This window comes from Nocardia sp. NPDC052112, from assembly GCF_040680135.1.
Classification (GTDB): Bacteria; Actinomycetota; Actinomycetes; order Mycobacteriales; family Mycobacteriaceae; genus Nocardia.
In genome coordinates this window covers 294,001-318,589 of record NZ_JBFAWD010000008.1, presented here as the reverse complement: position 1 = coordinate 318,589, position 24,589 = coordinate 294,001, and the positions used below count along the sequence as shown (strand labels likewise).

General features: G+C 65.2%; 16 protein-coding genes. 3 read left to right on the top strand and 13 right to left on the bottom strand.

Going from position 1 to position 24,589, the window contains the following annotated elements:
* Positions 1-17 precede the first annotated feature (17 nt).
* From AB0L58_RS18695 to AB0L58_RS18665, 7 genes are read right to left on the bottom strand one after another with little or no spacing between them, the layout of a single operon-like run.
* Positions 18-1,724, bottom strand: a complete 1,707-nt coding sequence (locus AB0L58_RS18695) for an AMP-binding protein (RefSeq protein ID WP_364388153.1) — start codon at positions 1,722-1,724, stop codon at positions 18-20.
* On the bottom strand, positions 1,721-3,361 hold the full coding sequence (locus AB0L58_RS18690) for a class I adenylate-forming enzyme family protein (protein WP_364388151.1): 1,641 nt from the start codon (positions 3,359-3,361) through the stop codon (positions 1,721-1,723). The genes AB0L58_RS18695 and AB0L58_RS18690 overlap by 4 nt, the downstream gene beginning before the upstream one ends.
* 9 nt (positions 3,362-3,370) lie before the next feature.
* Entirely contained in the window at positions 3,371-4,153 is a 783-nt protein-coding gene (locus AB0L58_RS18685) for an enoyl-CoA hydratase-related protein (RefSeq protein WP_364388149.1), read from the bottom strand.
* Positions 4,154-4,155: 2 nt separating this feature from the next.
* The gene (locus tag AB0L58_RS18680; RefSeq protein WP_364388147.1) at positions 4,156-4,947 is read right to left on the bottom strand and encodes an enoyl-CoA hydratase-related protein; all 792 of its coding nucleotides are present in this window, start codon (positions 4,945-4,947) and stop codon (positions 4,156-4,158) included.
* Positions 4,944-5,747, bottom strand: a complete 804-nt coding sequence (locus AB0L58_RS18675) for an enoyl-CoA hydratase/isomerase family protein (protein WP_364388145.1) — start codon at positions 5,745-5,747, stop codon at positions 4,944-4,946. Before AB0L58_RS18675 ends, AB0L58_RS18680 begins: the two co-directional genes overlap by 4 nt.
* Complete coding sequence (fabG, locus tag AB0L58_RS18670; protein WP_364388143.1) at positions 5,744-6,484, bottom strand: 3-oxoacyl-ACP reductase FabG; 741 nt, start codon at positions 6,482-6,484, stop codon at positions 5,744-5,746. Before fabG ends, AB0L58_RS18675 begins: the two co-directional genes overlap by 4 nt.
* Entirely contained in the window at positions 6,481-6,933 is a 453-nt protein-coding gene (locus tag AB0L58_RS18665) for a MaoC family dehydratase (protein WP_364388141.1), read from the bottom strand. The genes fabG and AB0L58_RS18665 overlap by 4 nt, the downstream gene beginning before the upstream one ends.
* A gap of 119 nt (positions 6,934-7,052) precedes the next feature.
* Here AB0L58_RS18665 and AB0L58_RS18660 point away from each other — a divergent pair, with 119 nt between their 5' ends.
* The 3 genes from AB0L58_RS18660 (at position 7,053) to AB0L58_RS18650 (ending at position 9,020) form a co-directional block, all read left to right on the top strand.
* Positions 7,053-7,676, top strand: coding sequence for a TetR/AcrR family transcriptional regulator (locus AB0L58_RS18660; protein WP_364388139.1), 624 nt, complete (start codon positions 7,053-7,055; stop codon positions 7,674-7,676).
* A 60-nt stretch (positions 7,677-7,736) separates the two neighbouring features.
* Positions 7,737-8,534: an SDR family oxidoreductase gene (locus AB0L58_RS18655; protein WP_364388137.1), complete on the top strand. Its 798-nt coding sequence runs from the start codon at positions 7,737-7,739 to the stop codon at positions 8,532-8,534.
* Positions 8,535-8,867: 333 nt separating this feature from the next.
* Positions 8,868-9,020 (top strand): hypothetical protein, encoded by a 153-nt coding sequence (locus AB0L58_RS18650; protein WP_364388135.1) that lies wholly within the window; start codon positions 8,868-8,870, stop codon positions 9,018-9,020.
* Between the two features lie 330 nt (positions 9,021-9,350).
* Here the strand turns inward: AB0L58_RS18650 and AB0L58_RS18645 are convergent, their stop codons facing one another.
* From AB0L58_RS18645 to AB0L58_RS18620, 6 genes are all read right to left on the bottom strand, one after another.
* The gene (locus AB0L58_RS18645) at positions 9,351-11,099 is read right to left on the bottom strand and encodes a hypothetical protein (protein WP_364388133.1); all 1,749 of its coding nucleotides are present in this window, start codon (positions 11,097-11,099) and stop codon (positions 9,351-9,353) included.
* Positions 11,096-15,928, bottom strand: a complete 4,833-nt coding sequence (locus AB0L58_RS18640; RefSeq protein WP_364388131.1) for a hypothetical protein — start codon at positions 15,926-15,928, stop codon at positions 11,096-11,098. The genes AB0L58_RS18645 and AB0L58_RS18640 overlap by 4 nt, the downstream gene beginning before the upstream one ends.
* Complete coding sequence (locus AB0L58_RS18635; RefSeq protein WP_364388129.1) at positions 15,921-19,166, bottom strand: hypothetical protein; 3,246 nt, start codon at positions 19,164-19,166, stop codon at positions 15,921-15,923. The genes AB0L58_RS18640 and AB0L58_RS18635 overlap by 8 nt, the downstream gene beginning before the upstream one ends.
* Positions 19,163-22,552: a DUF6603 domain-containing protein gene (locus AB0L58_RS18630; protein ID WP_364388127.1), complete on the bottom strand. Its 3,390-nt coding sequence runs from the start codon at positions 22,550-22,552 to the stop codon at positions 19,163-19,165. The genes AB0L58_RS18635 and AB0L58_RS18630 overlap by 4 nt, the downstream gene beginning before the upstream one ends.
* A complete protein-coding gene (locus tag AB0L58_RS18625; protein ID WP_364388125.1) occupies positions 22,549-23,979 on the bottom strand; it encodes a M14 family zinc carboxypeptidase in 1,431 nt (476 codons plus the stop codon). The genes AB0L58_RS18630 and AB0L58_RS18625 overlap by 4 nt, the downstream gene beginning before the upstream one ends.
* A gap of 113 nt (positions 23,980-24,092) precedes the next feature.
* On the bottom strand, positions 24,093-24,371 hold the full coding sequence (locus AB0L58_RS18620) for a hypothetical protein (protein WP_364388123.1): 279 nt from the start codon (positions 24,369-24,371) through the stop codon (positions 24,093-24,095).
* Between the last annotated feature and the right edge of the window lie 218 nt (positions 24,372-24,589).

The window sequence follows — 24,589 nt, the reverse complement described above, 5'->3', positions numbered from 1 at the left end:
CGGAGGTGTCGTGACCGTCATTTCTGTTGCTCCAATCGTGCTTTCGCGTAGCCCACGAGACGGAACTTCTGCACCTTCCCCGTGGGGGTGGTGGGCAGTTCCGCTGCCGTGAGGAATACGACGTGTTTGGGAACCTTGAACCGGGCCAGATTCGCCTTGCAGATCTCGATCACCTGCTCGGCGGATATCTCGGTGTCCGGCGCGCGCACGATGCATGCGCAGCCCGCGTCACCCCATCGCTCGTCGGGTACGCCGATCAGGTACGCCTGGCTGATTTCCGGACGGGTGGTGAGCAGTTCCTCGATCTCCTTGGGCATCACGAGTTCACCGCCGCTCTTGTAGAGCTCCTTGCTGCGCCCGGTGATCTCCAGATAGCCGTCTGGACGCACCCGCCCGAGATCACCGGAGAACACCCAGCCGTCGCGGAGTCCCTTGGCGGTCTCCTCCGGCTTGCCCCAGAATCCGAGCATGCTGGTCGGGCCGCGCGAAACCAGTTCGCCCTCTTCGCCTTCGGGTAACGGCACGCCGGTGACCGGGTCGACGGTGCGATATAGCACCAGTGCCCCGTCGTCGATTCCGGCTGCTCCGGCGGATTTCGGCCGGCCGGCAGTGGTCGCGGTGAGTTCCAGTGAGTCCTCGGGCCGGGTCAGGGTCATCGCGCCGCCGCATTCGGTCATGCCGTAGCCGGTGACGATCTCGGTCGCACCCAATTCGTCGCGGACCCGCTCCCACAGCCAGACCGGAGCGGGCGCGGCACCCGACAGCACCGCCGACAATGATGACAGGTCATAGCGGTGCCGGTCCGGATGTTCCAGTACCGCGACTGTCATCGTGGGGACGCAGAGAATGTCGTCGGCTCGATGCCGCTCGATTCCAGCGAGGTACTTCTCGGCATCGAAGGCAGGCAACATGATCACGGCGCCACCGACCATCATGGCCGCGATCAAGCCCTCGACATAGCCGAACATGTGGTAGCACGGCAACGAGAACAAAATCCGCCGGCCGTCACCGAAGGCACGGGTGAACGCCGAGGCGTACCCGGTACGTAGGACCGCGTCATGGGTGATGAGCACCCCCTTGGGGGATCCGGTGGTGCCGGAGGTGTAGAGGATGTCGCCTACCCCCGTCGGATCCACTCGAACCTCGGCGGCTGCCCCACGGTGCCGGGCGCCGACCAGAGCCAACTCGTCCACGGTGAGCACCCCGGCGCGCTCGCGTCCATCGGTGGGTAACTGAATTACCGTGTGCAGCTCGGGAAGCCGCGAATAGTCGCGGTCGAGCGATTCCCATCCGGGAGCGATCTCGTCGAGCATCCCGAGGTAGTCGAGTCCCGCGAAACCGGTCATGGTGATGAGAACCCGGCATACGGACTGGCCGAGCACGTAGTCGAGTTCCTCTGTGCGGTAGAGGAAGTTCAGCGGCACCGCGACCGCGCCCGCGAGAGCGATGGCGAATTTCACCGGCACGAACTGCGGATAGTTCGCCATCAGCACACCGACGTGGTCTCCCGGGCGCACGCCCAGTCTGACCAGTCCATCGGCGAGCCTGGTCGCGAGGTCCGCGGTCTCTCGGTAGGTCAGCGTGAGTTCGTCGGTGATGACCAAGGGGCGTTCGTCGAACTCGTCGGCGCATCGGCGCAGCCAGTCCCCCAGCGACCGCGGCGTCCAACTCGGGAACCGCTCCGCCAGTCTTTTCCGTCGAACGTCGAAGTCACTGTTACTCATGATATTTCACCGATCTCGTCGACGGCACCGTCGAGAATCGCCTCGCGGAGTCGGTATTTCTGAACCTTGCCCGACGGGGTCACGGGAAGGGTGTCGGTGACGAACCAGCGCCGCGGTGTCTTGAACGGCGCGAGGGTATCGCTGAGTTGTTCTTTGACCGACGCGACCAGATCCTCGGGCTGTTCACCACGCACAACGAGCACTGCGGCCACGGTCTCACCCCACTTCTCGTGCGGGATGCCGACTACTGCCGCTTGCTGAACCGAATCATGTTCGACCAGGCGAGATTCCACCTCGGCTGGGGCGATGTTCTCGCCGCCGCTGATGATCATCTCCTTGAGCCGTCCGGTGACACTGACGAATCCGCGTTCATCCATCAGTCCGAGATCGCCGGTGTGCAACCAGCCTTCGTCGTCCACTGCCACCGCGGTCGCGGCCGGGTCGCGGTAGTACTCGATCATCTGCTGATAGCCGCGGGCGCAAATCTCACCGATCACCCCCAGCGCAGCCACCCCGGCGCCATCCGCACCGGCGATCTTCACCTCGACTTGCGGGATGGGGCGGCCCACCGTGCTGAGCTGGTCGGCGATCGAATCGCTCTTGCGAGTAAGGGTGATCACCGGTGCCAGTTCGGTTTGACCGAAAAGATTGTGTACCGCCGCACCGAAAACCCGCGCCGCGCCCTCGATCATCACCTGCGGAACATTTGCCGCACCGCCGACGATGCTGCCGATTTTCGGTGCGGCGGACTCGTTTCCGCGGGTGGCTTCCAGCAAGGCGCCGAGGATCGTGGGCACGAAGAACAGCACGTCGGCGTTCTCGGCGGCGGCCAACTCGAGAACCTTGCCGGGGACGAAAGTCTGCACCAGCACAGTCGTGCCTGCCATCCAGACGGGTCCGATGGTGCCGATCACACAGGCTGCGGTGTGAAACATCGGCAACGGGTTCACGAACACCGATCCATCCGAGAGCTCGGTGGTCGCCATCGTCATTCTCGCGACATTCACCAGCGAACGATGCCGCAGCAAAACGCCTTTCGGATTGCCCGTCGTGCCCGAGGTGTACTGCAGCATCGCCGGATCGCCGGGATCGACGTCCGGAGCAACGAAGTCCGACGTGTCCGACTGCCAGCGTGCGGTATCCGTCAGGCTGATCCGCTGCCGGACGCCCGGTACTCGATCGACGGCCGCCGCGGCGACCGTCGCCATGTCGTAGCCCCGGTTTTCGTCGGCATGGATTAGCACGGTTGCCCTAGAATGCTCGAGCGCGTAGACCAGCTCACCCGCACGGAAGGCGGGGTTGAGCGCCACAAGCACCCGCCCCGCCAACGCCGCGCCGAATTCGATGATCGGCCACTCGATGACGTTCGGCGCCCACAAGGCCACGAACTCGCCCGGAGCGGTGAGTTCTGTCAATGCGGCCGCGACTCGCAGTGCCTCGTCGTAGAGCTCACCGTAGGTGAGACAGCGAAGCTCCGAACCGCCATGCGGGATTCCGACGAAAGCCGCTGTCGTGGAATAATTCTGGGCTCGATCGGCGAGGAGCGAGCCGACAGTGTGCTCCGAGAGCGGCACACTGTCGTCGACCGCCCAATAGGACTCACTGAGTTTGCGTTCGGCCACGGCTGTCATAGGCATGCGCTTCCGCTATTTCCCGCGAAATGCGGGAGTTCTCTTCTCATGGAACGCCGAGACACCCTCGGCGAAATCTTCGGAGTCGAACAGCTTCACCTGGTTGTCGACTTCGCTGTCCAGCACCGTCATCGGATCGCGCGGCCAGCGCACGAACATCTCCTTCAGCGCGGCGACCGCCAGCGGCGGCGCGACGGCCATCCGCTCGGCATCGGCAAGCGCCGACTCCAGTGCGGTCCCTGGAGCCACGACCGCGTCGGCAAGGCGGAGTTCGACCGCCTCGGTACCGGTGAGCCGGGTGGGCAGCAGCATGAGTTCGCGGGCCTTGGCCATGCCGACACGCGCAGGCAGCGAGGCGAAAATGCCCATGTCCCCCGCCAAGCCGACACCGGTGAACGCGGTGCTGAAAACGGCGTCCGCCGCAGCAACGACCCGATCGCATGCCAATGCCAAAGACACACCCGCGCCGAACGCCGCGCCCTCCACCGCTGCGATCACCGGTTTGCCGCCCTGCCAGATCGCGCGCACCACCCGCTGCGCGGCCTCGGCGCGAGGGCGAGCCTCCGCCTCGTCCATGCGCCGCATCGTCGAAATATCGCCGCCCGCACAGAATCCCGCGCCCGCGCCGGTCAGGACGACCACCCGCACGCTCGGATCGGCCATGGCTTCCTCGAGTCGTTCGGCCAGTGCGTAGCGCAGCGGAAGATCGATGGCATTGCGCCGCTGCGGCCGGTTCAGGGTGATAACTCGGATCGGGCCGCGATCGTCGATAAGCACGGGTGATTCATCGCCGGACATGGTTATTCACCTCGAAACTTCGGTTCGCGGCGCTCGATGACGGCGGCCAGACCCTCACGGGAATCGGCGGTACCCGACAACTCGGAGACGGTGCGGGCTTCTTCCGGCAGCCGGTCCGCCAGCGTCGCGCCGACTCCGCCCCACACCAGGCGCTTGGTGGCGCCGATCGCTTTCGGCGCGGTCGATGTGAATTGCCTTGCGTAGGTGAGCGATTCGGCTGTCAAGTCAGCGGCGGGCACCACCTTGGTCAGCAGTCCGATCTCGAGCGCCTCGGCGGCGTCGAGAACCGGATTGGTCAGCAGAATGTGCATGGCCTTGCGCAGGCCGACCAGTTGAGTCAGGGTCACCGAAACGCCCGCGTCCGGGGCCATGCCCACGCGAACCGCCCCGGACATGAATTTCGCAGTGTCGGCTGCGATTACGAAGTCCGCGGCGCAGACCAGGCCGAAACCGCCACCACCGGCGGCGAACCCGTGCACCGCTGCGATGACGGGGACGTTCAGCTGGGTGAGAGCGGACACGGCGATCTGCAACCAGGCCGTGGCCTCGCGCAAATAGTCGGGCAGCTGTTCCCCTTTGGACGCGAATACCCGCACGTTGCCGCCTGCGCAGAAGTTCTTGCCGGCACCGGACAGCAGCACCGCCCGGACCCGCGGGTCACCGTGTACACCCAGAATTGTTGAATGCAATGCCTGCAAGAACGGAACATCCATGCCATTCGACGTGTCCGGGCTGTTCAGCAGTACATGGGCGATGCCGTCGTCATCGACGTCGACACGAACCAGATCAGTCATCGGTTGCTCCCTGTGGTGAACGAGCCGATTCCGTCGGCCGCGGACGGACCGGCGAGATGGTCGAGGACCGCCTCGAATTCGAGACTCAGCCCTTCGGCGAGCGGCATGCCCAGCCCCTGGTAGACGAGTCGTTTGCTCCTGGCCAGTGCGGTGGGATTCTTCGTGGACAGCTGCTCGGCGAAAGCCCGCACACCGGAGCCGAACTCCGAGGCGGAGTATTTCCGGTACGCAAGTCCCCAGGCCACCGCGTCATCGGCCGTGAGACGGTCTCCGGTGAGGATGTGCGCCAGTGCGCGTTGCCGTCCGACCAGTCGCGGGAGTCGTTGCGTACTGCCGCCACCCGGGACCTGCCCGTATCGCGAGTGGATATCCGCGAGCACCGCGTTCTCGTGGATGAGCACGATATCGGCAGCCTGAGCGAGTTCGAACCCCCCTGCCGTGGCATAGCCTTCGACCGCGCAGATCACGGGCACCGGCAGCTCGGCGATAGCGTCGCAGGCGGCCCGGAAGTTGGCGAACAGCGGAGCCATGGCGTCCCGGCCGTCTTCCCGCAGCCGTTCCAGTTCATGGAAATCACCCCCGGCGCAGAAGTTTCCACCGCTGCCGCGAATCACGATCACCTTCGCTCGCGCGGCCGCCTCGTTCAGCGCGAGGTGCAACCGCGCACCCAATTCGACGGTGATGGCATTCATCCGGTCGGGCCGGTTGAGGGTGATGGTGCCGACACCGTCGGTCACCTCCGTCAGCACCACCTCCGCCGACGTGACGCCGAGACCGGCCTGTGGCTCCGGTTGACTCACATCAATCGCCCTCCCCCGACCTCGAGCACCGCTCCGGTCATATAGCTGGACAGATCAGAGGCGAGAAACAGTGCGGCCCCGGCCACTTCGTGTGGCTCTCCGGCTCGCTTCATCGGAATGGCCGCCTCACGTTCGGCGAAAATCTCCGGAGGCATGGCCTCGGTCATGGCCGTGCGGATGAGTCCGGGTTGGATGGCATTGACACGAACGTTCTTGTGCGCCAGTTCTTTCGCGCCCGCCTTGGTCATGCCGACGATGCCGGCCTTGGCGGCGCTGTAGTTGGTCTGGCCCGGATTCCCGGACTTGCCCGACAGCGAGGACATGTTGATGATCGCCCCACGTCCGGCCTCGCGCATGACCGCCGACGCGGCCCGCAGCCCGAGCCAGGTACCGCGCAGATGCACCGCCATCACGGTGTCGAAGTCGGCCACGGTCATCTTGCGCAGCGACGCGTCCCGGGTGACACCGGCATTGTTGACGAACACATCCAAGCCGCCGGCCCAGCGCACTGTCTCGTCCACCAGTGCCTGCACCGAATCCTCGTCGGTTACATCGCAGCCGGTCCCGATCGCTCGGCCACCGAGTGGTTCAGCCGCCGCCTGGACACCCTCTTGGTTCAGATCAGCCAGTACGACCGCGGCACCGTGCTCATGGAACAGCTGCGCGATGGCCAGCCCGATGCCTCCTGCCGCACCGGTGACAACAGCGGTCTTCCCGCTGAGCAGACCGCTGGTCATGCGATGAACCGTGCGATCGACTCGGCGACACAGGCCGGCTTGGCCGAGCCCGCCACCTCGATGGTGGTGATCAGCTTCGCCTGGATTCCGCCGGGTACCTCGTCGACGGAATCGATACTCGTCGTGGCACGCACTCGCGAATCGACCGGCACCGGCGAGATGAAGCGCACCTTGTCGAAGCCGTAGTTGACGGCCATGGACAGCTTTTCGATGGTGTAGAGCTGGTGATTCAGCACCGGCAGCAGCGACAGCGTCAGCAGCCCGTGCGCGATGGTGCCCTTGAACGGTCCATCCGCGGCACGCTCCGGATCCACGTGGATCCACTGGCGATCACCGGTCGCGTCCGCGAAGGTATCGATCCGCTTCTGATCGACCTCGAGCCACTCGGTGGTTCCCAGGGATGTCCCCGCAGCGGCAGCGAACTCCTCAATGGTGGCGAAAACTCGCACGTCAGCACTCCTCACTAGACTTTGAATTTAATATAGATTTGAATAGAGGTTAGGTCAATCCTGCGGCACAGCCGAACCACCCCCGGAACCGGCCGCAAGCGAAGATCGGAGGCACCGACATGGCAATGCCCGTCACCGACGAGGGCCCGGAATCGAAATCTGCCCGCACCCGCAAGCGCATCCTCGACGCGGCGGCATACACGCTCAGCCGTAAGGGCTATGCGGGCACCCGACTGTCCGACGTCGCCGAACGAGCCGAACTGCAGGCGCCCGCCATCTACTATTACTTCCCCTCTCGCGACGATCTGGTCGAAGAGGTGATGTGGTCCGGCATCGCCGAAATGCGCGAGCACATCTCGGAGATTCTCGACGCGCTGCCGGAAGCGACGCCCCCGATCGAGCGGATCATGGTCGCCGTCGAAGCCCATCTGCGCCACGAACTCGAAATCTCCGACTACACGACCGCCGCCATCCGCAATGCCGCCCAGGTCCCGGCAAAGATCCGCGCTCGGCAGCTGGCCGAGGAAGCCGCCTACGGCCAAGTCTGGAAGCAGCTTTTCCAGGACGCCGCAACTGCCGGAGACCTGTCCGATCATCTCGATCTGCGCGCCGCACGCATGTTGACGCTCGGCGCCCTGAACTGGGCCTCGGAGTGGTGGACTCCTGCCGCCGGCCCGCTCGACGCCGTGGTCCATACGGCGCAAACCATCATCCGCGGCGGACTCAGCGGCGCTTCACTCTAGAGATTTAATTGAACATAAATTAGACTTTACGCTTGGTCCGTAACGAAGGAGTTAGACCGCATGGATCTGCAGCTGCGCAATGCCCGTGTTCTAGTCACCGGCGGTGGTTCCAATATCGGCCGCGGCATCGTGCACGGCTTCGCCCGCGAAGGCGCGCGCATCGTCATCAGCGATATCGACGCCGAACAGGCAGAGAAAGTTCGAGCCGAAGCACTCGAACTCGGCGCCGCGGCGGTCGAAGTCGCGGCCGGTGACCTCACCGCCGAGGGTGTCGCGCAAGTCGCTGTCGATCGCGCTGTGCGGAACTGGGAAGGACTCGACGTACTGGTCAACAACGCCGGGTGGAGCGTGCCGGGATTCATCGCCGAGGACACCGACCGCGCCAAATGGCAACGCACCGTGGAGGTCAATCTCTACACCGCCATCGCGACCACCCAGGCCGCAATCCCGGTCATGCGGGACACGGGACAGGGCTCGATCGTCTTCATCTCGAGCGACGCCGCGTTCGGGCAGATTCGGCAGGGCGTGTACGGGGCCACGAAGGCGGCGCTGATCGCGTTGGCGCGCACCACCGCCCGCGAACACGGCCGCCACGGCATCCGCTCGAATGTGGTCTGCCCGGGACTGGTCATCCCCGAAGGGCCCGACGCCGTCGGAAAGGACAGCCTGTGGGCCGCCGGTGAGGACTCGGTCTTCAACGAGAAGCAGATCGAGTTCCTGCGCAAGGACATACCGCTGCGGCGCCTCACCAAGGCCGAGGACATCGCCAACGCCGTCGTGTGGGTGTCTTCCGAGACCACCGCCCGCCAGGTCACCGGTCAGGTGTTCTCGGTCAGTGGCGGCTACACCATGCCGTAAGTCACATTCCCGTGTGCTGCACGAGCTGAAACGCACAGGGCCTGCGGGCACGTGCGAGGCGGCAGCCCGGCCAAAGTCACCCATCACCGAAAGACCCTGATATGGACACAACAGCATTCGACCTCTCCCCCGCCCAAGCCGATATCCAGGCCCGAGCCCGGATTCCCACCGGAACGATGCTTCCGCGACGTCATCGTCTCCTCCATCGCCGGCGGAACCATGCAGGTCCTCAAGAACACCATCGCCGCACAGGTACTCGGCAAAAAGCTCGACCAGCGCCGATAACAGCCACACAGGGTGTGATCTCCTGCCGCAGCGAACGGTGTACCCATCGTGAACTGCGGTGTGGATATGGAGCGATTCCTGCCCGGAGGCCTGATCGTGTCGTTCCGCACCCGGCCGGGCCGAGTCGGCAGGCATCCGTTCGGCCGAGATGGGCACTTCGGTTCCGTGGTCGATCCGGGCAGCACGATCAGCGATGGGTGACTGAGATATCCCCTCTCACCTGCCACGCCGCCATCGGGCACAGAGCGCTCGCAAACCAATCAGGCCGCGCTTGCCACGTCCAGGCCCTCGAACAGCACGACCCGACGCACATTCAAAGGTGCAGGTACCCATCGGCGTCGCCCTTGCTACGTATCGACACCATGGGTGTATGTGTCGGTTGCCAAGACCAACGATGACCGAACACGGAATCCGGTCGGACCGGGTCCAGGGGCTTACCAGCGCCCGGGTCGGCGGGTTCCAGAGCGTTCCGGCTATTCGTGCCACGGAAGTCTGGACCGCCCCACGGCACAGACCATTAGACGATGTCGGCTACGTCGACGAGGGTACGTCGTCGATCTGGTCGAAGCGAAGGCCACTCGAGGCAGCGCCGCGTCCCGTTTCGCGGGCGCGACCGATCCAAAGGTAGGTGCGCCCGTCGTACCAGCGTGCTCGTTGCGCGCGCCGCGACACGACGATCCCTGATTCGGGCACCTCTTCTTCGGCGATGTAGAACGGCGCTGGCATCTCTTTGAGAAGCTCACCGCGGCGGCGTGGCTGGACGGGCGGCTGACCGTGCGACGGCATCGCTCCGCGCCGCAGCCGAATATCGGCGATGGAGCCGGGCAGATGCTCGGGCAGGAACGGCACCCAGTTCTCCGGCACGGTGGTGCCCAGCACATACCGCACGCCCGCAATGGTCGGCGGGGGCGACGGCTCGTCGGGTATCAGCAACCGGGTCTCGATCCCCTTGCCGGTCCCGTCGGGCACGGTGTCCTCCACGGCCCATGCCAGATTCGCCATTTCATCGCGGGCGAAGCTCACCGCCTCGAGCGGTTCGCTCTCCTCGACCGAGGTCAGGCTCGCAGGCAACCAGAAGAACCTGCCCCGCCAGTCGTCGTGACTCTCACCGGTCACCGAGAAGAAACTCCAACTCTGCCAATTGTTTTCGGCGGCCGGGGCATTGGCGGGCGGGATCAATGTGCGATCGCCGAATACGTCGGTGACGACCAGCCCCATTACCTCGCAGAGCGTATTGACCGACATCTCGAACGGTATGACGAACCAGTCGTTACCGTAGATCAGGCCCATCTCAGCGAAGATCAGCAGCAGGTGATCTGTGGTCTTGGCGTTGAGTGACCCGAAATTGATACGGCGGTCCTCCATCTCCCAGAACCGCGGATTGGGCATACCAGGGAACGAGGCTGCGGTGGGCACAAACGAAAGCGCCTCGACTTCCGGCGCTGGTACTGGCGAATTATCCTCGGGTGCAGCCAGTTCCATGTGCGAGGGGGCGGCATCGAACGCATACCAATCCAGCCGGCCGGCGGCGTAGCGGGGCGCGGTCAGTAGCGCTTGTTCGCCGTTGGCGGTGGCGGCGGTCGAGATCCGCACATCGTACGCGAGCCGGTCGGGCAGCCAGGCCCGCGGCGGGTGAGGTTGCTCGGCGCCGAAGATCCGAGTTCGCCAGTCCGCCACCGTATCCGCCGCCGGCTCGACGTCGCCCGCCACAGCCCCCAGATCGGCGGCCAGCGTCCCGGCCTTGTGGCTCGCCAGCAGTTTCTCGCCATCGAACGAGCGGCTCGCCGCGAGCCGGTACAGCACCTGCGCATCGGGCTCACGCGGCCAGTCCGGGTCGGCATCGAGCGGAAACTTCGCCCACGCCGCGGCGCCGACCGTCGCACGGACACCGGCGGGCACGCCACGCAAGAACAACTCGGCTGCCTCGATTCGGGCGGGCAGTGTCCACGGGAATCTCTCACGTTCGACAGCGACCTCGAGCGGCGTGGTGTCGTCGTAAGGCTGTGTCGGGCCCCCGGCGAAAGAGACCCGGTCGAAAGCCGCACCGCGCGTTGCGAGCCGGGCATCGATCGGGGACGCGGCATCCTCGGCCTGCAATTCACCGAGCTGCCACTGGCGGGTGAGATACCACAGCGCGTCCCGCACCTCCGCGCGCAGGCTGCGGCCGAAGTCGACGGTGCGCGGGCGGCCCTCGAGGCGGTTGTAGGCGGTGATCGCGGGGACCCGGAAGATCTTCTCGAGCACCTTTTCGTTCTTGATCACCTCGGTGAAGTGCTTCATGGTTTGATCCCTGTGGAGTTGAAGTCGGCGAGGTAGGCCGTGGTCAACGCCTTGGCCAGGACCATCGGCACGCCGAGGGCGAAGTCGAGCGACAGTACACCGGGCGACGTCGAGAACTCGGCCATCGTCGCAGGCAGCAGGGTGGTGACCCCCGGAATCTGGTCGAGCATGTCGGGCTCCACCGCGCGTAACTTGGCGCGTAGCACAGTCTCTCGCACAATGCCCAGCACCGCGTCCCAGCTCCATCTGTCGTCTTCTTCGCCCGCGACAGCCAGCAACAGCGACTGCAACGGCGCGCTGTTGGGCTGGTCGAAACCGAAGGCGAGACCGGTGACTTCCTTTCTACGAGGAAAAGATTCGGTCCATTCGTCGATCTGGAGTCCACACCGGGCACCTGTCGGGTCGAAGCCGTGCGGACGCAGTTGGATCAGCGACAAGGTGTCGTCGAGGATCTCGTGGCCTGCCGGCAACGCCGCGCCCAGCCAGACGTCGCCCGCTCTTGGCGGCAACTGAATCGCCGTGACCTCGGTGCGGTTGCCGGTCATGAGCTCCTCCACGAGCCGCAACCGATGCACCCGATGTACAGCAGTACGCACTTGCGCCACGCTGGTCAGCACGTCACTCACCGGATCGATGGCCGTATTACTGCCTTGGGCGTAGGCGAGCATCGCCTGACGGGTCGCGTCGCTTGCCTGCAGCTGGGTCGCGTTGGGCGCGGTGAAACGCGGCAGCACACGGAAATCGGCACCGGTCAATTCGTGGATCGCCGCGATGAGCTTCTCGGCCGCCTGCGGCGGGGTGAGGCCCGCCGCCCGGCTTTCCGCGGCGAGAGCGGCGGCGCGGTCCCGAAGGTTCGTGAGGGCCTCACCGATCGACTTTCCTTGCGCAACAAGGGTATTGTCGTCCCCCGCCGGGAACGCGTACGGAATGCCCGCATCGGCGGCTCGCCGTAGCACTTTGCGCAGCTCGGCGAAGTCGACGGCGCCGGCTCCCAGCGCGGTTGCCAGATCAGTGATGAGTGTGTCGGTCACGGACTTCAGCCCGTTGAAACGGGTCCGCAACTCGGCGACATCGATGCCCGACGGCTCGGTACCCGCGGGCAGTGGTTTCGAGGACGTCAGGGCGTCGCGTCCGTCGATCGGGCGTGCGCTCGATAGCACTTGGTGTGTCAGGTCCAGCACCGCCAGCGCGTCGCCCATTGGGGCCACCGTCGAGTCGGCCAACCCGGTCTCGGTGAACGCGATCGTGACCGTCGCGGTTCGCGTGGCGCCGGTGACCGCCAACGCCGCCGCATGAATGCGGGCCTCGAGTTCTTGCGGTCCGGCGGCGTCGCGGACTCCGCGGCTCAATTGCACCAAGTCCAAGGGCTGCAGATGCAGCTGCGAGAGCCGGACAGCGGTGTCGACGGTTGAGCCGGATTCGGTGAGGGATACCTTGCAGGCGAATTTCGCGGGATCGCCCAGCAGGGTACCGACCCAGTTGTTCAGCGGCGGTTCGAGTTTCGCGCGCGGGGTCGGTAAGATGGCCGGCCACGGATTGCCGACGACAGCGGGATAGAGTTCGAGAGTCAGCCGTTGGGTGAAGCTCAGATCAGTGCCTCGCGAGGAATTCGTCACCTCGATGTCGGGGTGCGCCGCCGCGGCCGAGAGCGACTGGACGATCGCCGCCGCGCGGTCGAAGTTGCCGAGCGCGAGCTGATACACGCATTCGGTGGTCACCACGTCCTTGAGGGCGTCGAGGGAGTCCTTCAGCCGGTCACGAATCGCCGCGAGCTCGTTGACTTTCGGGGCCGGAAGCGCTGGCAGGCCCGGGACTCCGGTGGGAAAGGTGTCGGCCGCGGCGATGATGTCCAATCCATTGACCACGCTGTAATCGGGGACGATTTCGGGTGCCTGTTCCGGGTGCCCGGCTGGCGGGATCTTCGTGTGTTTGATCGGAAAAGCCTGCCGGAAAGCGGGTTTGAGGTCGTTGAGCACGATGGGACCGGTGTGGCGGGTTGTCGCATCGTGCAGGCCGCGCTCGAATTCGATGCCGAGAAGCACCTCGAGGGGCTGGCCGTTGCGTACACCTTGCATCAGCTCGTCAGCGCGGCGCACCCGGCGCGAACTCAGGTTGACCGCGAGCCGATCGGGATCGTCCGGTGTCGCATGGGTCAGGTATCCGTTGCGCAGGACCGCTGCCGCGGTGGCGTGGTTGAGTGACGGCGTGTGCACGAACCCCGCCGGGTCGGTCGGCGTGAACAGGTCGCCGCTGTCGCCGCGTAGCGACTCGTGCAGGTCGCTGTCCTCGAGTGGCCGCCGCCGTCCCTCGTCGCGGCGAACGTTCTCCAGATAGCCGACCGCACCGAGGTATAGCCCCCGCCGCGGGCTGCTGGAATCGCTGTCCTCGCGTCGGCGCATGAGGCGCCGGGCCGCCAACGCCGTCTCCCAGGCGTCGAGCCGATAGCTCAATGTGTCGATATGTTCGGCGAGCAGCCGTTCCAGCCGCGCGGTCGGCAGGCCCCGCAGCACGGTATAGGCGGCCATCATCTCCGACAGCGGCGCGCCGATCGAGGCATGGACGCCGGTGCGGTACTCGGGCAGATGCACCATTGCCAACAGTGGCAGATCGGAATTCACCGTGCCGCTGACCGCACTGGCGGGGGCCGACAGGATCTCCCAGACCGCGATGTCGAGCGCCGGTGTCATCCCGATGAGCTTGCGGCTCGTCAGCAATTCCGGCGCCGCGACCTCGAAATGATCGAGCCACCGATGGACGCTGACGCCGGTCTGAATGAGCAGCGCGTGCCGTAGCAACCGGTACAGCAGGGCCGTCGGTGTCGGCGCCCCGGAGAAGTCCTGGGCGCGCAGCGCGTCGGCGCTACGCGCGTTCGCCGCCAGCCAATCGATGTAGTTCTTCGTCTGCGCGGCGTCGTAGGGCTTGATCGGATCCCGCTCGGAGAACGGTTGGGCGTCGATGAGCGAGGTTTTCGGGATGTGCGTCTGGTGGCGCTGGTAGATCAGCTGGAACAGCAACGGATACGGCTTTTGCGTGCCGTCGGGGCGGCGCACCCGATAGCCCAGGTCGACCAGCGTCGAATCCGCGGCGACGCCCGCGAACACTGATGCGTACACCTCGTTCATCCGGTTGCCGCCGGTCTGGAAGCCTGCGAGGTTGGCGAGATGGTCGTAGGTCGTAGCGATGCGCTGGAAGTAGTCCGCGGTGGTCGGCTGCAGGCCGAGCACCGTAAGCAGATCGGCGCTGCCATTGGTCGTCGCGCCGAGGTGGGCGATTTGCGGAAGCCGGCTCTTCCAGAATGGCCGCGCCTTGGCGACAATGGCTTCGAGGGCGACGTCGAACCGAGGCACGTCGGTGGTCTGCCGTACGCGCGGGGCCGGGCCGGCGACGACGAGGCCATAGGGTTGATTGCCGACGCGAATCGAGGCCAGCGGTCCCCGGCCGGTTACCCAGCGGACGTAGAACTCGCGCAGTTCGTCGAGCGTCGCATGGTCGGCGACCTCGCCGATCATGGTGCGCAGAAAGTACCCGAGCGTGCCCGGGTACAGCGCGGTGTTCATCGCAACGGCCTCGGCGTGGTCGCGGTCCGTCGCATGCGGAACTCGCGCGAAAACCTCGGGCTCGAGACCGAGATAGGCGGCGAGTCGGTAGCCGTCGGTCGCGGCATCGAGGTCGGTGACGGTCGCGGAAGTCTGTTCACCTGTCTGCGCGGCGAAACTCGCCTCCGCGAACCAATCGATCGTGTCGAGCCCGGCATCCTCGGCGCTGGTGTTGTTCGTCGCTGTGCCTTGCGGCACAAGTGCCAGACCTTTGGCCGAGTACCGGTGCCCCCCAAGGAGTTCGGTGAGCAGATCCACGGTCGCGTCGGTGTCCGCCGAATGTTTGAGGCCGAGCACGATCAGCTCGTCGAAGCCGCCGCCGTCGTCACCCAGCGGCACCTCGAAGCCCAGCCCCATCTTGACCGCGGTATCGAAGTCACGCAGCCATTCGGACTCCGCATCGAACTCGAGGCGGCCGTCGGCGCCGCGCTTCCATGACGCGTGGCCGTCGATCGTCAACGGTGCCGGACCGGCTTGGACGACGTCGGGGATCAGGTAGTCGGCGGGCTTTGCGTAAATCGGCCGGCCCGCCCGGAACAACGTCAATACCAATCGGTCGGGAAACACCTTGACCAGCGGGGGCCGCGTCCAACCGTCCTCCTTCAGCGTCGCCTCCACGGGGAAGGTGAGGCCATCCACCCCGACAACGGCCAGTTCGGACCAGTTGACCGGCCGGGTGCGATCGACAATGTAGCCGGCGCGTGGCGCGGTATAGCCGTCGACGAGTTTGCGCCAGGCCTGCCTGTGCCCGGTTTCACTGCTGTCGGCGGCGATGGTGCGCCAGTAGTCCCTGCCCGCGTCGGCTTCGCCGTGGGTGAGGAGCTCTTCGTGGGTGTCGATGGCGATCTCGTCGGGGAAGACCCGCACGAGCAGCTGTTCACCCCGGAACCGTGTCTCGACCCGCAACGGCAGCAAGAGGATTGGCGTGTCGGCGGACCACATCCGCGTCAGGAGTTCGGGGGTGAACGCCTCGTGCAGTTCGCCGACGAGGTCCTTGACGGCGCCGCGCCGGTGGCTGGTGGCGGCGTTGCTTTCGTTCAACTGGGCGGCAACCCGCCGCAGCCTCGCCTCTACATTCCGCAACGCTTCGGCGTCACCGGCGCGCTCGATGCGGGACCGCTCGCGGCGCAACGCGATGTGCTCGAGGCGCAAGGCATGATCCTGTCGCGCGGCATCGCTGTAGGCGCCGCGAGCGGCGCGCAGCTCGTCCAGAATCTGCCCCCGCTCACGCATCGAGCTTCTCCAACATCTCGCGCGCGTGCACGGCGATCATCACCGGACGCTGGAACAGGATCGACGCCATATCGGCAGCATGGCGGCCCCACTGCGCCCGGAGGTCGGCGGCGAGCAGGTTGAAAAACGCCGGAAGCGGCTGCGCGGACGGGTTGACGAATTCGCCAGGCGGGACACGATCCCAGCTCAGGTCGTTCCAGGTGATCGGCGTGGTGTTGTCGTCGTCCGGATCGAAGGTGATGTCCATGCCGAAGCGAGGCTCGCCGGGCAGCTCCTGGATCACGAAATACCAGCCCCAATCGTCATTTTCCTGTTTCGGATCGTCGGCGCCCTTGGCCTGTTCAACCGTCAGGTCGAAGCCGAAGAACCGGATATCGGGGTCCACCTCGGCGCTGAACAGCGGGAACCGGATCTCCGCTGTCATCTCGGCCTCCGTCGTCACGGGCCGGATCACCGGCGGGCGGGTCGGGGCGGGCGCACCGGACGAGGTGTGAGCCAGGTGCGCCTTCTGCGCGTAGATCAGGGTATTGGGATATTTCTTCAGCAGTTCGCCGCGCACGGTGAGGACCAGATCGCCGGTCTTCGGACGTTCCGGAGGCTTGTGGGCGCCGAGCTTCGATGGCGTGGTCCAGGTGTCGAGCGGCGCGATGTCGCGGTAGCGCGCCTTGAGTTGCTCGGGTGTGAGCGGCGGATTCGTCGGCGGGACGACAAGGCCGCGCACGCTCCAGAACTGCCGAAAGTAGCTGCCACGCTCATCCGTCGGGTACTCCCGCCAGAGCAGTTCGCGCCCGAACTCGTGGTTGAGGCCGACCATGTAGGACTCGATGAACGGCGGGTTGGTCTTCATCAGCGTGATGGTGTCGGGCGGGATCAGCCCGATGTTGGGCAGGAACAACTCCGACGACAGGTCCCGCAGTTTCTCGTACATGGCGTCGTCGAAGTCCGGATAGGCCATCGCCGACACCAGATGCTCGGGATCGAGCAGCCACTCGGGCGAGAAGTGCAGTACCACCTCGTGTGCGAGCATGATCGGCCAGGTCCGTTGTGGGTCGAGAGCGTCGGCGAGCTTGCGGCCGACGTCGCCGAGATCGAGTTTCGGCCGCGCCGGTTCAATGGGCTTGATGCCCAGACGCCCTGCGATCGCGATCGCGGCTCGGCGGAAGTTCGCGGCTTCGACACTGTCGCGTCTGGCACCCGCGAAGTGCGACGACGAGCCGACCACCGAGATGTAATCGGCGGCGGTGATGCCGACATGCTGTGAAACCAAACTGATTCCGCTCGCTCCGGGCCGCGGCGGCGGATCTGTCTCGACAAGTGTGAAGTCCGGTCGCGGCGGCACATCCGCGAGGGTTTGGGGAAGCCTGGCCGGGTCGGTGATGCCGGACGCGACGTCACCGGGTGTTGGTTCGCGCCGGGCGACCAGCACTGCCGCGAGCGCCAGCCCCAGGAACACCAGCGCGACGATCCAGGCGCCGACGACGAACATCACGACCGCCAGCACCACGAGCAGCAGCACTATCCACCAGAGGTAGCGCTTGATCCAGGTGATCCAGCCGGGAGTCCGGCCACCGGCTTTGTCGGCGACGGATTCGTCGGAGGGCAGCCCGGCTCCGATGTCTTTGGGCGGCGCGGCGGTGACCGTGCCTTCGTTGATGGCCTCCACCATCCGGTCCTGGCTGAAGCCGGGGTCGGACGCGGTCAGCCGTTGTGCGAGCGGGCCGCGAGCGCGCAGCATGCGACGCATCGCGGAATCGAGCGGCGCGCTGGATACCCGGCTTTCGGCGACCACGTGATGGATTGTCGTCAGTGATGCCATGGCCTTCTTGGTCACGGGGTTGGCGACCGTCAGCAACGTCGCCGGACGCAGCTTGGTGAAGAAGGTGGCGTGCATCGTGCGGGCCGCTTCCATCGTGATACGGCCCAATGCCACCCGCCGGTTCATCGCGAGGATTTGCGTGACCTGTGCCCACGCGCGGGCGACGTAGTCCTCCTGGTTCGTCTGGATGACGCGGGTACCGAGCCCGGCCGGCACGCGCAGGCGTGGATCGCGGTTCAGTGTTGTCATCCATCCCCTCGTGGCGAAGTCCACGCGCTTCTTCATGGCGTGCTTGCCGCCATAGATGGGCGGGGTCACAAGGGGATCGACCTTGCCTCCGGGATTGGCAGCCAGCCGGTCGTCGGCAAGGTTGAGCACGTCGGCGAGTTGGGTGAGGAACGGTTTGGCCGTGTCAATGGTTTCGGGCCTGCTGACTGTCGTGGGCGCCCGTAGCGCTCCCTCCAGACCGAGCACGGTCTGCGGTGGCGGCGGGTCGTGCTGGTCTTCCGGTGGAATTTTTCCGATGTCGGCACCGATCGTGACACCGAAATTCGGGTGCGACGCGTCCATATCGCGGATCCCGACATGCCTGTCCACCGGACGAGGCTCGAGGCGTTTGACCAGTGACTCGAAGTCCTCGTCCTCGCCGGTGCGGAAGTACCAGTCGTAGTAGTACGGCAACTCGACCGCGGCACCAGGCGTCCACGCCGGGGCCTGCGCGTCGGTGGTCGACGGATTCAGCTGCAGGCCCGCCAGCCGACCGCTCTCGAAGGCCGGGACGACGAACGCGCGGTAAGCCGTATCGTGCTGCAGCTTCCGGGGGCTGAAGAGTCGGCTGATGATCTTGTCGGCGTTGGCGGAGTCAGGGTCTCGCAAGCTCAGCAGGAATTGCTCGAACTCCGTCGGATTGTCATGGCCTTCATTGATGCTGACATGGCCGAAGGCCCAGTTGTGGGTGAGTGAGGGCAATGCCGCAGCCGCGGTGACGCGCAATGTCGGCAGTGGATCGCGGTGATCGCCTTCTTCGTATTCACCGGGTTGACCGTTGTCGGGCGCCTTCAGTACCAGCAGCGCAAGCCACGGCGAGAGCTTCTCGCCGTTCGGATGGGCGGGCGTGTACCGCCACAGGAAGTCCTCGTCGTAGAACTCGACGAAGGCCAGGTAGTTCGGCTCGTAATTGGAGATCCAATGTCGCGGCTCGGTGCGCACCACCATCTGCGGGTTGATGCCGACGATATCGCCGGGCCCGATCAGCGCGAAGTTCTTGGTGATGCCGGTGCCATTCAGGCTGACACCGATAGGCACGGTGGCACGTTCATTGACGCCGGAATCCCCGGACCCGAGCGTGTCGGTCTGGTTGATACGCGTCGCGACTCCGTGCCGCAGCCAGGACGAAAACGTATAGCGGCCAACGGAAATCATGCGGCACCTGCCAGTTCGTGCGCCGCGACGACCTGGATCCGCCCCCGCAGTGCTGGATCGGAGGCGACCAGTTCGTCGTGCATCGCGTCGGCCTCGGCCATAGTCGCGGCCTTCAGCCCGGCGATCGGGCTGAGGTCCGAGACAGCGACGACGAGGAACTCACTGGGGTTGATCGTGACGCGCGCAGGCTTGACAGCGCCCTTCTTCGCCTGGGAGAACACGTTTTTGGACGCGCTGCTCCCTCCGGCGAGCACCGAGAACACCGGCCTGAACAGTTTGAAGATGCCCGCGAACGAGATGAATCCGCGGCGGCGGTGGACATAGCTCAGCTCGTAGTCGACCTCGCACACCACGCGCGCCCCGTATTCGCTCGCCTCCCCGGTAGAGAAACGCAGCCCGCTCTTCATCCGCTCGAACGACGGTGCGCCCAGCTTGTCCGAATCGGACAGCCTCTTGTACTGGGCGACCGCGAATTCCTCGCGTTCGTCACCGACGCCGCCGAGCGCGGTAGTGAGCTCGAAACGATCGACGTCGGGCTTCTTATTTCCGAACTTCTCCAGCGGATACGACAGCGGGACGACCTTCTGGCTGACCGATAGCACGCCGAACGGCTGCAGCACGATCTCGCCTTCAGGCAGCTCCTGTTTGCGCAGCGAGACACCGACGGTCGCGTTCGCGGGGGTGGTGGCCCGCCAGTTGCGGTCGTCGTTGATCGCGGCGGTGACGAGCTTCGTGACGTTTTCGATCTCCACGGGATCGGGCGGTGCGTCGTTGCCCCAGGTCTCGTTGAAATGCACTGATATCTCGAAGAAAAGGATCTCCAGAGATGCTCGTCCGTTGGCGTTCCATGGCGCGGGCCCGGAAAGCTCGCCGTGCACCGATATTCCGGCGATGACGTCGGTGCCTTCCCGCAGCGCGACCCCAGCCGAGATCGACGCGACGAAGTGGACCGGGTTGAACTGGACCAGCAGGTCGTATCCGAGGAAGCCATAGATGTTGAATCCGCAAGCGGCTGCGTACAATTCGACGCGCGAGCCATTCTGCACCGTGTTGGACGTGATCGCGAAGTAGGTCTGCACCGTCAAACGTGGATTGTTGCCAGACAGCAGCGAGATCGTCATCCGGCGCATATCGCGAAGGTCGTCCGGGATTTCGCGGAACGCGGGATGGAAGCCGCCGACAGAGATGACCAGCATCGGCCCCGAGCCCCAGCCGATGCGCAGCGCCATATCGCCGGTGAGTGTGAAACCCACCAGGCGACTGTCGAACAGGCTTGCGTCGAACCAGATCAGCCCGCGATCGAAGGCGATGCCCCCGGCGAAGTTCACCTGCAATCGCAGCAGCGGCGCGTCTTCAGCGGGAATGTTGATCCGCAGCACACCGATGACGACGAGGGCTGGCGCGGGAAGGTCCAGTATGACGCCGATCTCGACCGAGATCAGGGTCGGTGTTCCCCAGCCGAGCTTGCCCATCGGTGCGACGATGAAATGTCCCTCGGCGAGCGGGAATATCGTCTTGATATCGCTCGCGATGCGATCGATATTGGCAACGATGTTCTGCGGGAACAGGATCGAATTGACCGCCCCGGTTTTTACTCCGGCCATCAGCGCGGGCGTATCCAAAGTGCGGTTGAGGCTGAGCAGTCCGCCGACGCCGAGCAGAGTGAAGCCGAATCCCAGTTGTATCGGGATGAATTCGGCGGTGATCAACACCAGGAACGCAAAACCCCCGCGCCCGTCGGGGAACTTCGTATTGATGATGCCGAACGCCTTGAGGTCGATAACGCCTTGGAACGACAGTTCCAAGGCGCCCGAATATTCGCCGGCATCCGGATCGAGCCGCAGGAAGCCGCCGCCCTTGACCAGGCCGGTGTCGACGCTGAGGCCGACACCCCTGGGCGGTTGGAAGCGGAAGGACAGGTCGAGAGGTCCGGCATTGCCCTTCCCGTCCGATCTCAGCCGTACGTCGACGGCAAAGCCGATCTCCTGGACGACAATGTCCAGCATGCCGAGCCGGGCGGCGATATCAGCCGACAGGGTGACAGGAAACGCGTCGTCTTGGACGCCCACGCCCAATGTCAGTGCGTTGATCGCCACCGCATCGAGCGAAAGGTGTACGGGCAGTTTGATTTCCAGCGCACTGGAGCCGCGGAAGCGCAGCCCGCGGGCGACAGACCAGTCGAAGCCGAAGTCGAGATCCGCGTCGAGTTTGACCGCGGACAGGATGGTGCCGATGAACCCGTCGGCCTGGCTGAAATCGAGGGTCAGCTTGCCGCCCTTGATATCGCCGCTCAATCCGAACGAGCCGGTCGTCTGACCGGTGCCTGCATTCCACACGAGGTCGCTGGCCAGAAATACGCCGATGCTCGCGGCGCGGATGCCTACGCCACCGGCAATTCCGAGCAACGTCAGCGTGTCGTTGCCTCGAGCGCGCCGCGTGATACCGAATCTCGCACGGCCGGCGAGCTCACCGGCGGGATGGGCGCGGATGTCGCCTGGTGGTCTGAGTTCCAGGACGAGTCCGCCCGCGAGCCCGCCGTCCAGGAGCATCTCTAGCCGCGTCTGTGGAGTGAGATCCAGCGCCGCCGCATAGCCACCCGGGATGTTGTCGCGCAACGTGAGAGCCAGACCGCGTGGGCCCGGGCCCGTTGTGGGTGCGAGCGTGGCCTGGAAGGTGGTCAGCGTCGCGGTGGCATCGTCGTAGTGCACGGGGATGACCAGGGCGTCGAGAAGTTCGGCGACACGGCGCACGAGTTCACGGCCATCGAAGCCGGGGCCGCCCCAGCCGTACAGGGTTTGCAACGCCGCGCCGGGATTCCCGATCACCGAGTCGACGCGGTCGAAGCGCAGCCGACGCGTCAGATGGGTACCCGGGCCACCGACGTTCGGCACCGTCATACGGTCGACGACACCGCCGAGCCCGAGCCCGCCCAGTGCCACGGCGTGCCGGTCCTCCAGATATCGGATGACCCGGTAGGAGAAGAGGCGCTCGGCGAAATGGCCTGCGAAGGCCGACGCGTCGGCGCCGTTCACGCCCGCTCCGGTGAGGATCCCGGGTAGTTGCGTGGCGAGCGTGTCGATCGCGTTGATCACCGCCCGAACCTGGTTGAGCGTCGCGACGCCCTCGCTGACGATCGTCGCAACGACGTCGGCTTGGATCGCGGCGGTCAGTGCCGCCGCGCGTGCAGGCAGGAGACCCGCTGCGGTCGCGACGGTCTGCGCTGCAGCCGTCAGCGCGGCTGGCGGTGTGAAGGCGATCGGAAGTTCCAGGCCCAATTGCCGGATGAGGCTGGCGATGTTGGCTGACGCGAGGTCGTCCTGCAGCGGAGCCAACGCCTCGGCGAGTGTCAGGGCGATTCGTTCGGACGTGCCGGTCGCACCGCTCATCGAAGGTGCCATTTCAGTGCGAGGTCGGTCAGCATCGCCGTGGGTACCAGCACGCCGTAGGCGACGGCCAGCCTGGCCCAGCCTCGGCGCTCCAGAAACGGAATGCTCCTTGTCGACATCCGACGATAGGCTCGGTCGAGAGCCAACATGGCGACGCGAGTACGGCGTCCGGCCAGCAATTCCGCGCGGCCTCGGCGCAGCGTGTCCAGTGCGGTGCTGCCGACGCCGAGTTCGAGTGCCACCAGCGTGAATGGGCACAGGCCGCTACCCGACCCAGTCCCGGTGCCGGTGCCCGCCGGTGGCGGTGGTGGGGGTGGTGACACAGGAACCGGCGGCGGTACGGCCGAGAGCGCCGCCTCGAAGAACGCGAGCAGCAGTGCGTGAATCTCGCGTTCGATCTTCGGGTAGCCGTCCGGCTTTGTCGGGTGTGGTTGGAAGCCATCCAGCGCCGGCGTACCGATCTCGGCGGCGAACGCGTGTAGTGGTGGTGAATTGGGGACGGTGAACTGCCGGCTGAAGAAGAAGTCTGTGAACGTGCCGGTCGCCGGGTAGGCGACATCAGCGATCCCGCCGAATGGGTACAGACGGCCGGTGGCGGCCTTGATTTTGCCCTGCATGGCCCGCGCAATCTGGTCGTGCTTGTCCAGCAGGCGCACCGGCGGCTTATAGGGGAAGAACTCGGAGTACTTATCGCCCAGGGTGCCGTCGCGTGTGCCGTCCAACGCCGTCTTCTGAAAAGTCTGGGTATCGTCCTTGCCGTTTCGCTCGATCGCCCAGGGATACATGATCTTCAGCAACGCCGAGTGCAGGTCCACGCTGAAGGTAACCGGCCGGTTGTCGAGCAGCCAGATCAAGTTCTTGACCTCGGGTTCGATCAGCGGATGATGCTGATCCGGCGCGGGTTTCGGCTTGCCGATGAAGACTCCGTCAGGGTCGGCAGGATTCTTCGTCCCCCCTAAAAGCCCGCTCGCCAAGAACGCAGGACTGTAGTAGACGTCGAAATCCCAAGCTATATCGAAATTGCGGTTGATATCCACCCCAACCGATAGCGGCGGACTACCGGGCAACGGACTCGGTGCTCGATTCTTACGCCACGATCTATGCACTTGTGTATTTTTACTTTGCGAATAGGCGCGCCCATCCGGGTTCGCCAACGGCACGAGCAGGATGCTGAGCTTGTCGATCATCATCTTGATCGTCGATGCCGGAACACTTATCGGTCCGAAAGTCGTTCCCGCCTCGGTGTAGGCAGGGATGACGAACGCACTATTGGTCTTGTAAGCCGACAGTAACTTCTGGGCGAAGCTGAGGAGGGCGTCGGGCTGCGCCCATTCGCGGGCGTGCATTCCCGCGATTGCAAGAGCGGTCACACGGTTCGGATCCGCGCCACTCCCGATCTCGAGGAACGAATAGGTGGTGGGCCCCATGCCCACGGAGACGGTCTGATTGGGAAATTCTGTCTTCTTGCACACGCCTCCCGGGGGTTTTGCCAGAGCCGCCATCGCCTTCTCGAATGCCGGGGCTTCCAGAGGATAGGGCATCAGGCGACCCCGCCGTCGTCACCATCGTTGATTGCCGCATACGCGGCCGCGACCTGGGCCGCATAGTCCTCGGCGGATTGCAGCACCGCCACTGTGCAGCCCATCGCCCGTGCCGCCGCCTGAGCGTCCTCGTCGGCGAACGCGTGAACCAACATTTTCGCCGGATCGTCGGTGACTTCGGGACTGAATTCGATCAGCAGATTCGGGATAGCTGCCAGATCGCGAAATTCGTTCGTATCGCAAAGGATATCGACGACCGCGTAAGCGGGCTCAGGCATTCACACCTCCCCTGAAGTGTTGCAACCGATCGTTCGACGACGACCTTCGAAGTGTATCGGGATGGTTTGCGACCTTGCGCACAAATCTTGAAACTTCCCGCCACCAGCAGGACAGACGACCCGTTGCACACAATCGACGAGTCCGCCCGTGGGCGCTTGAACAACTCGTTGCCAGGTCCACTCCAGGTTTTGCGCCAAGCTCTCTGATCGCGGAATGG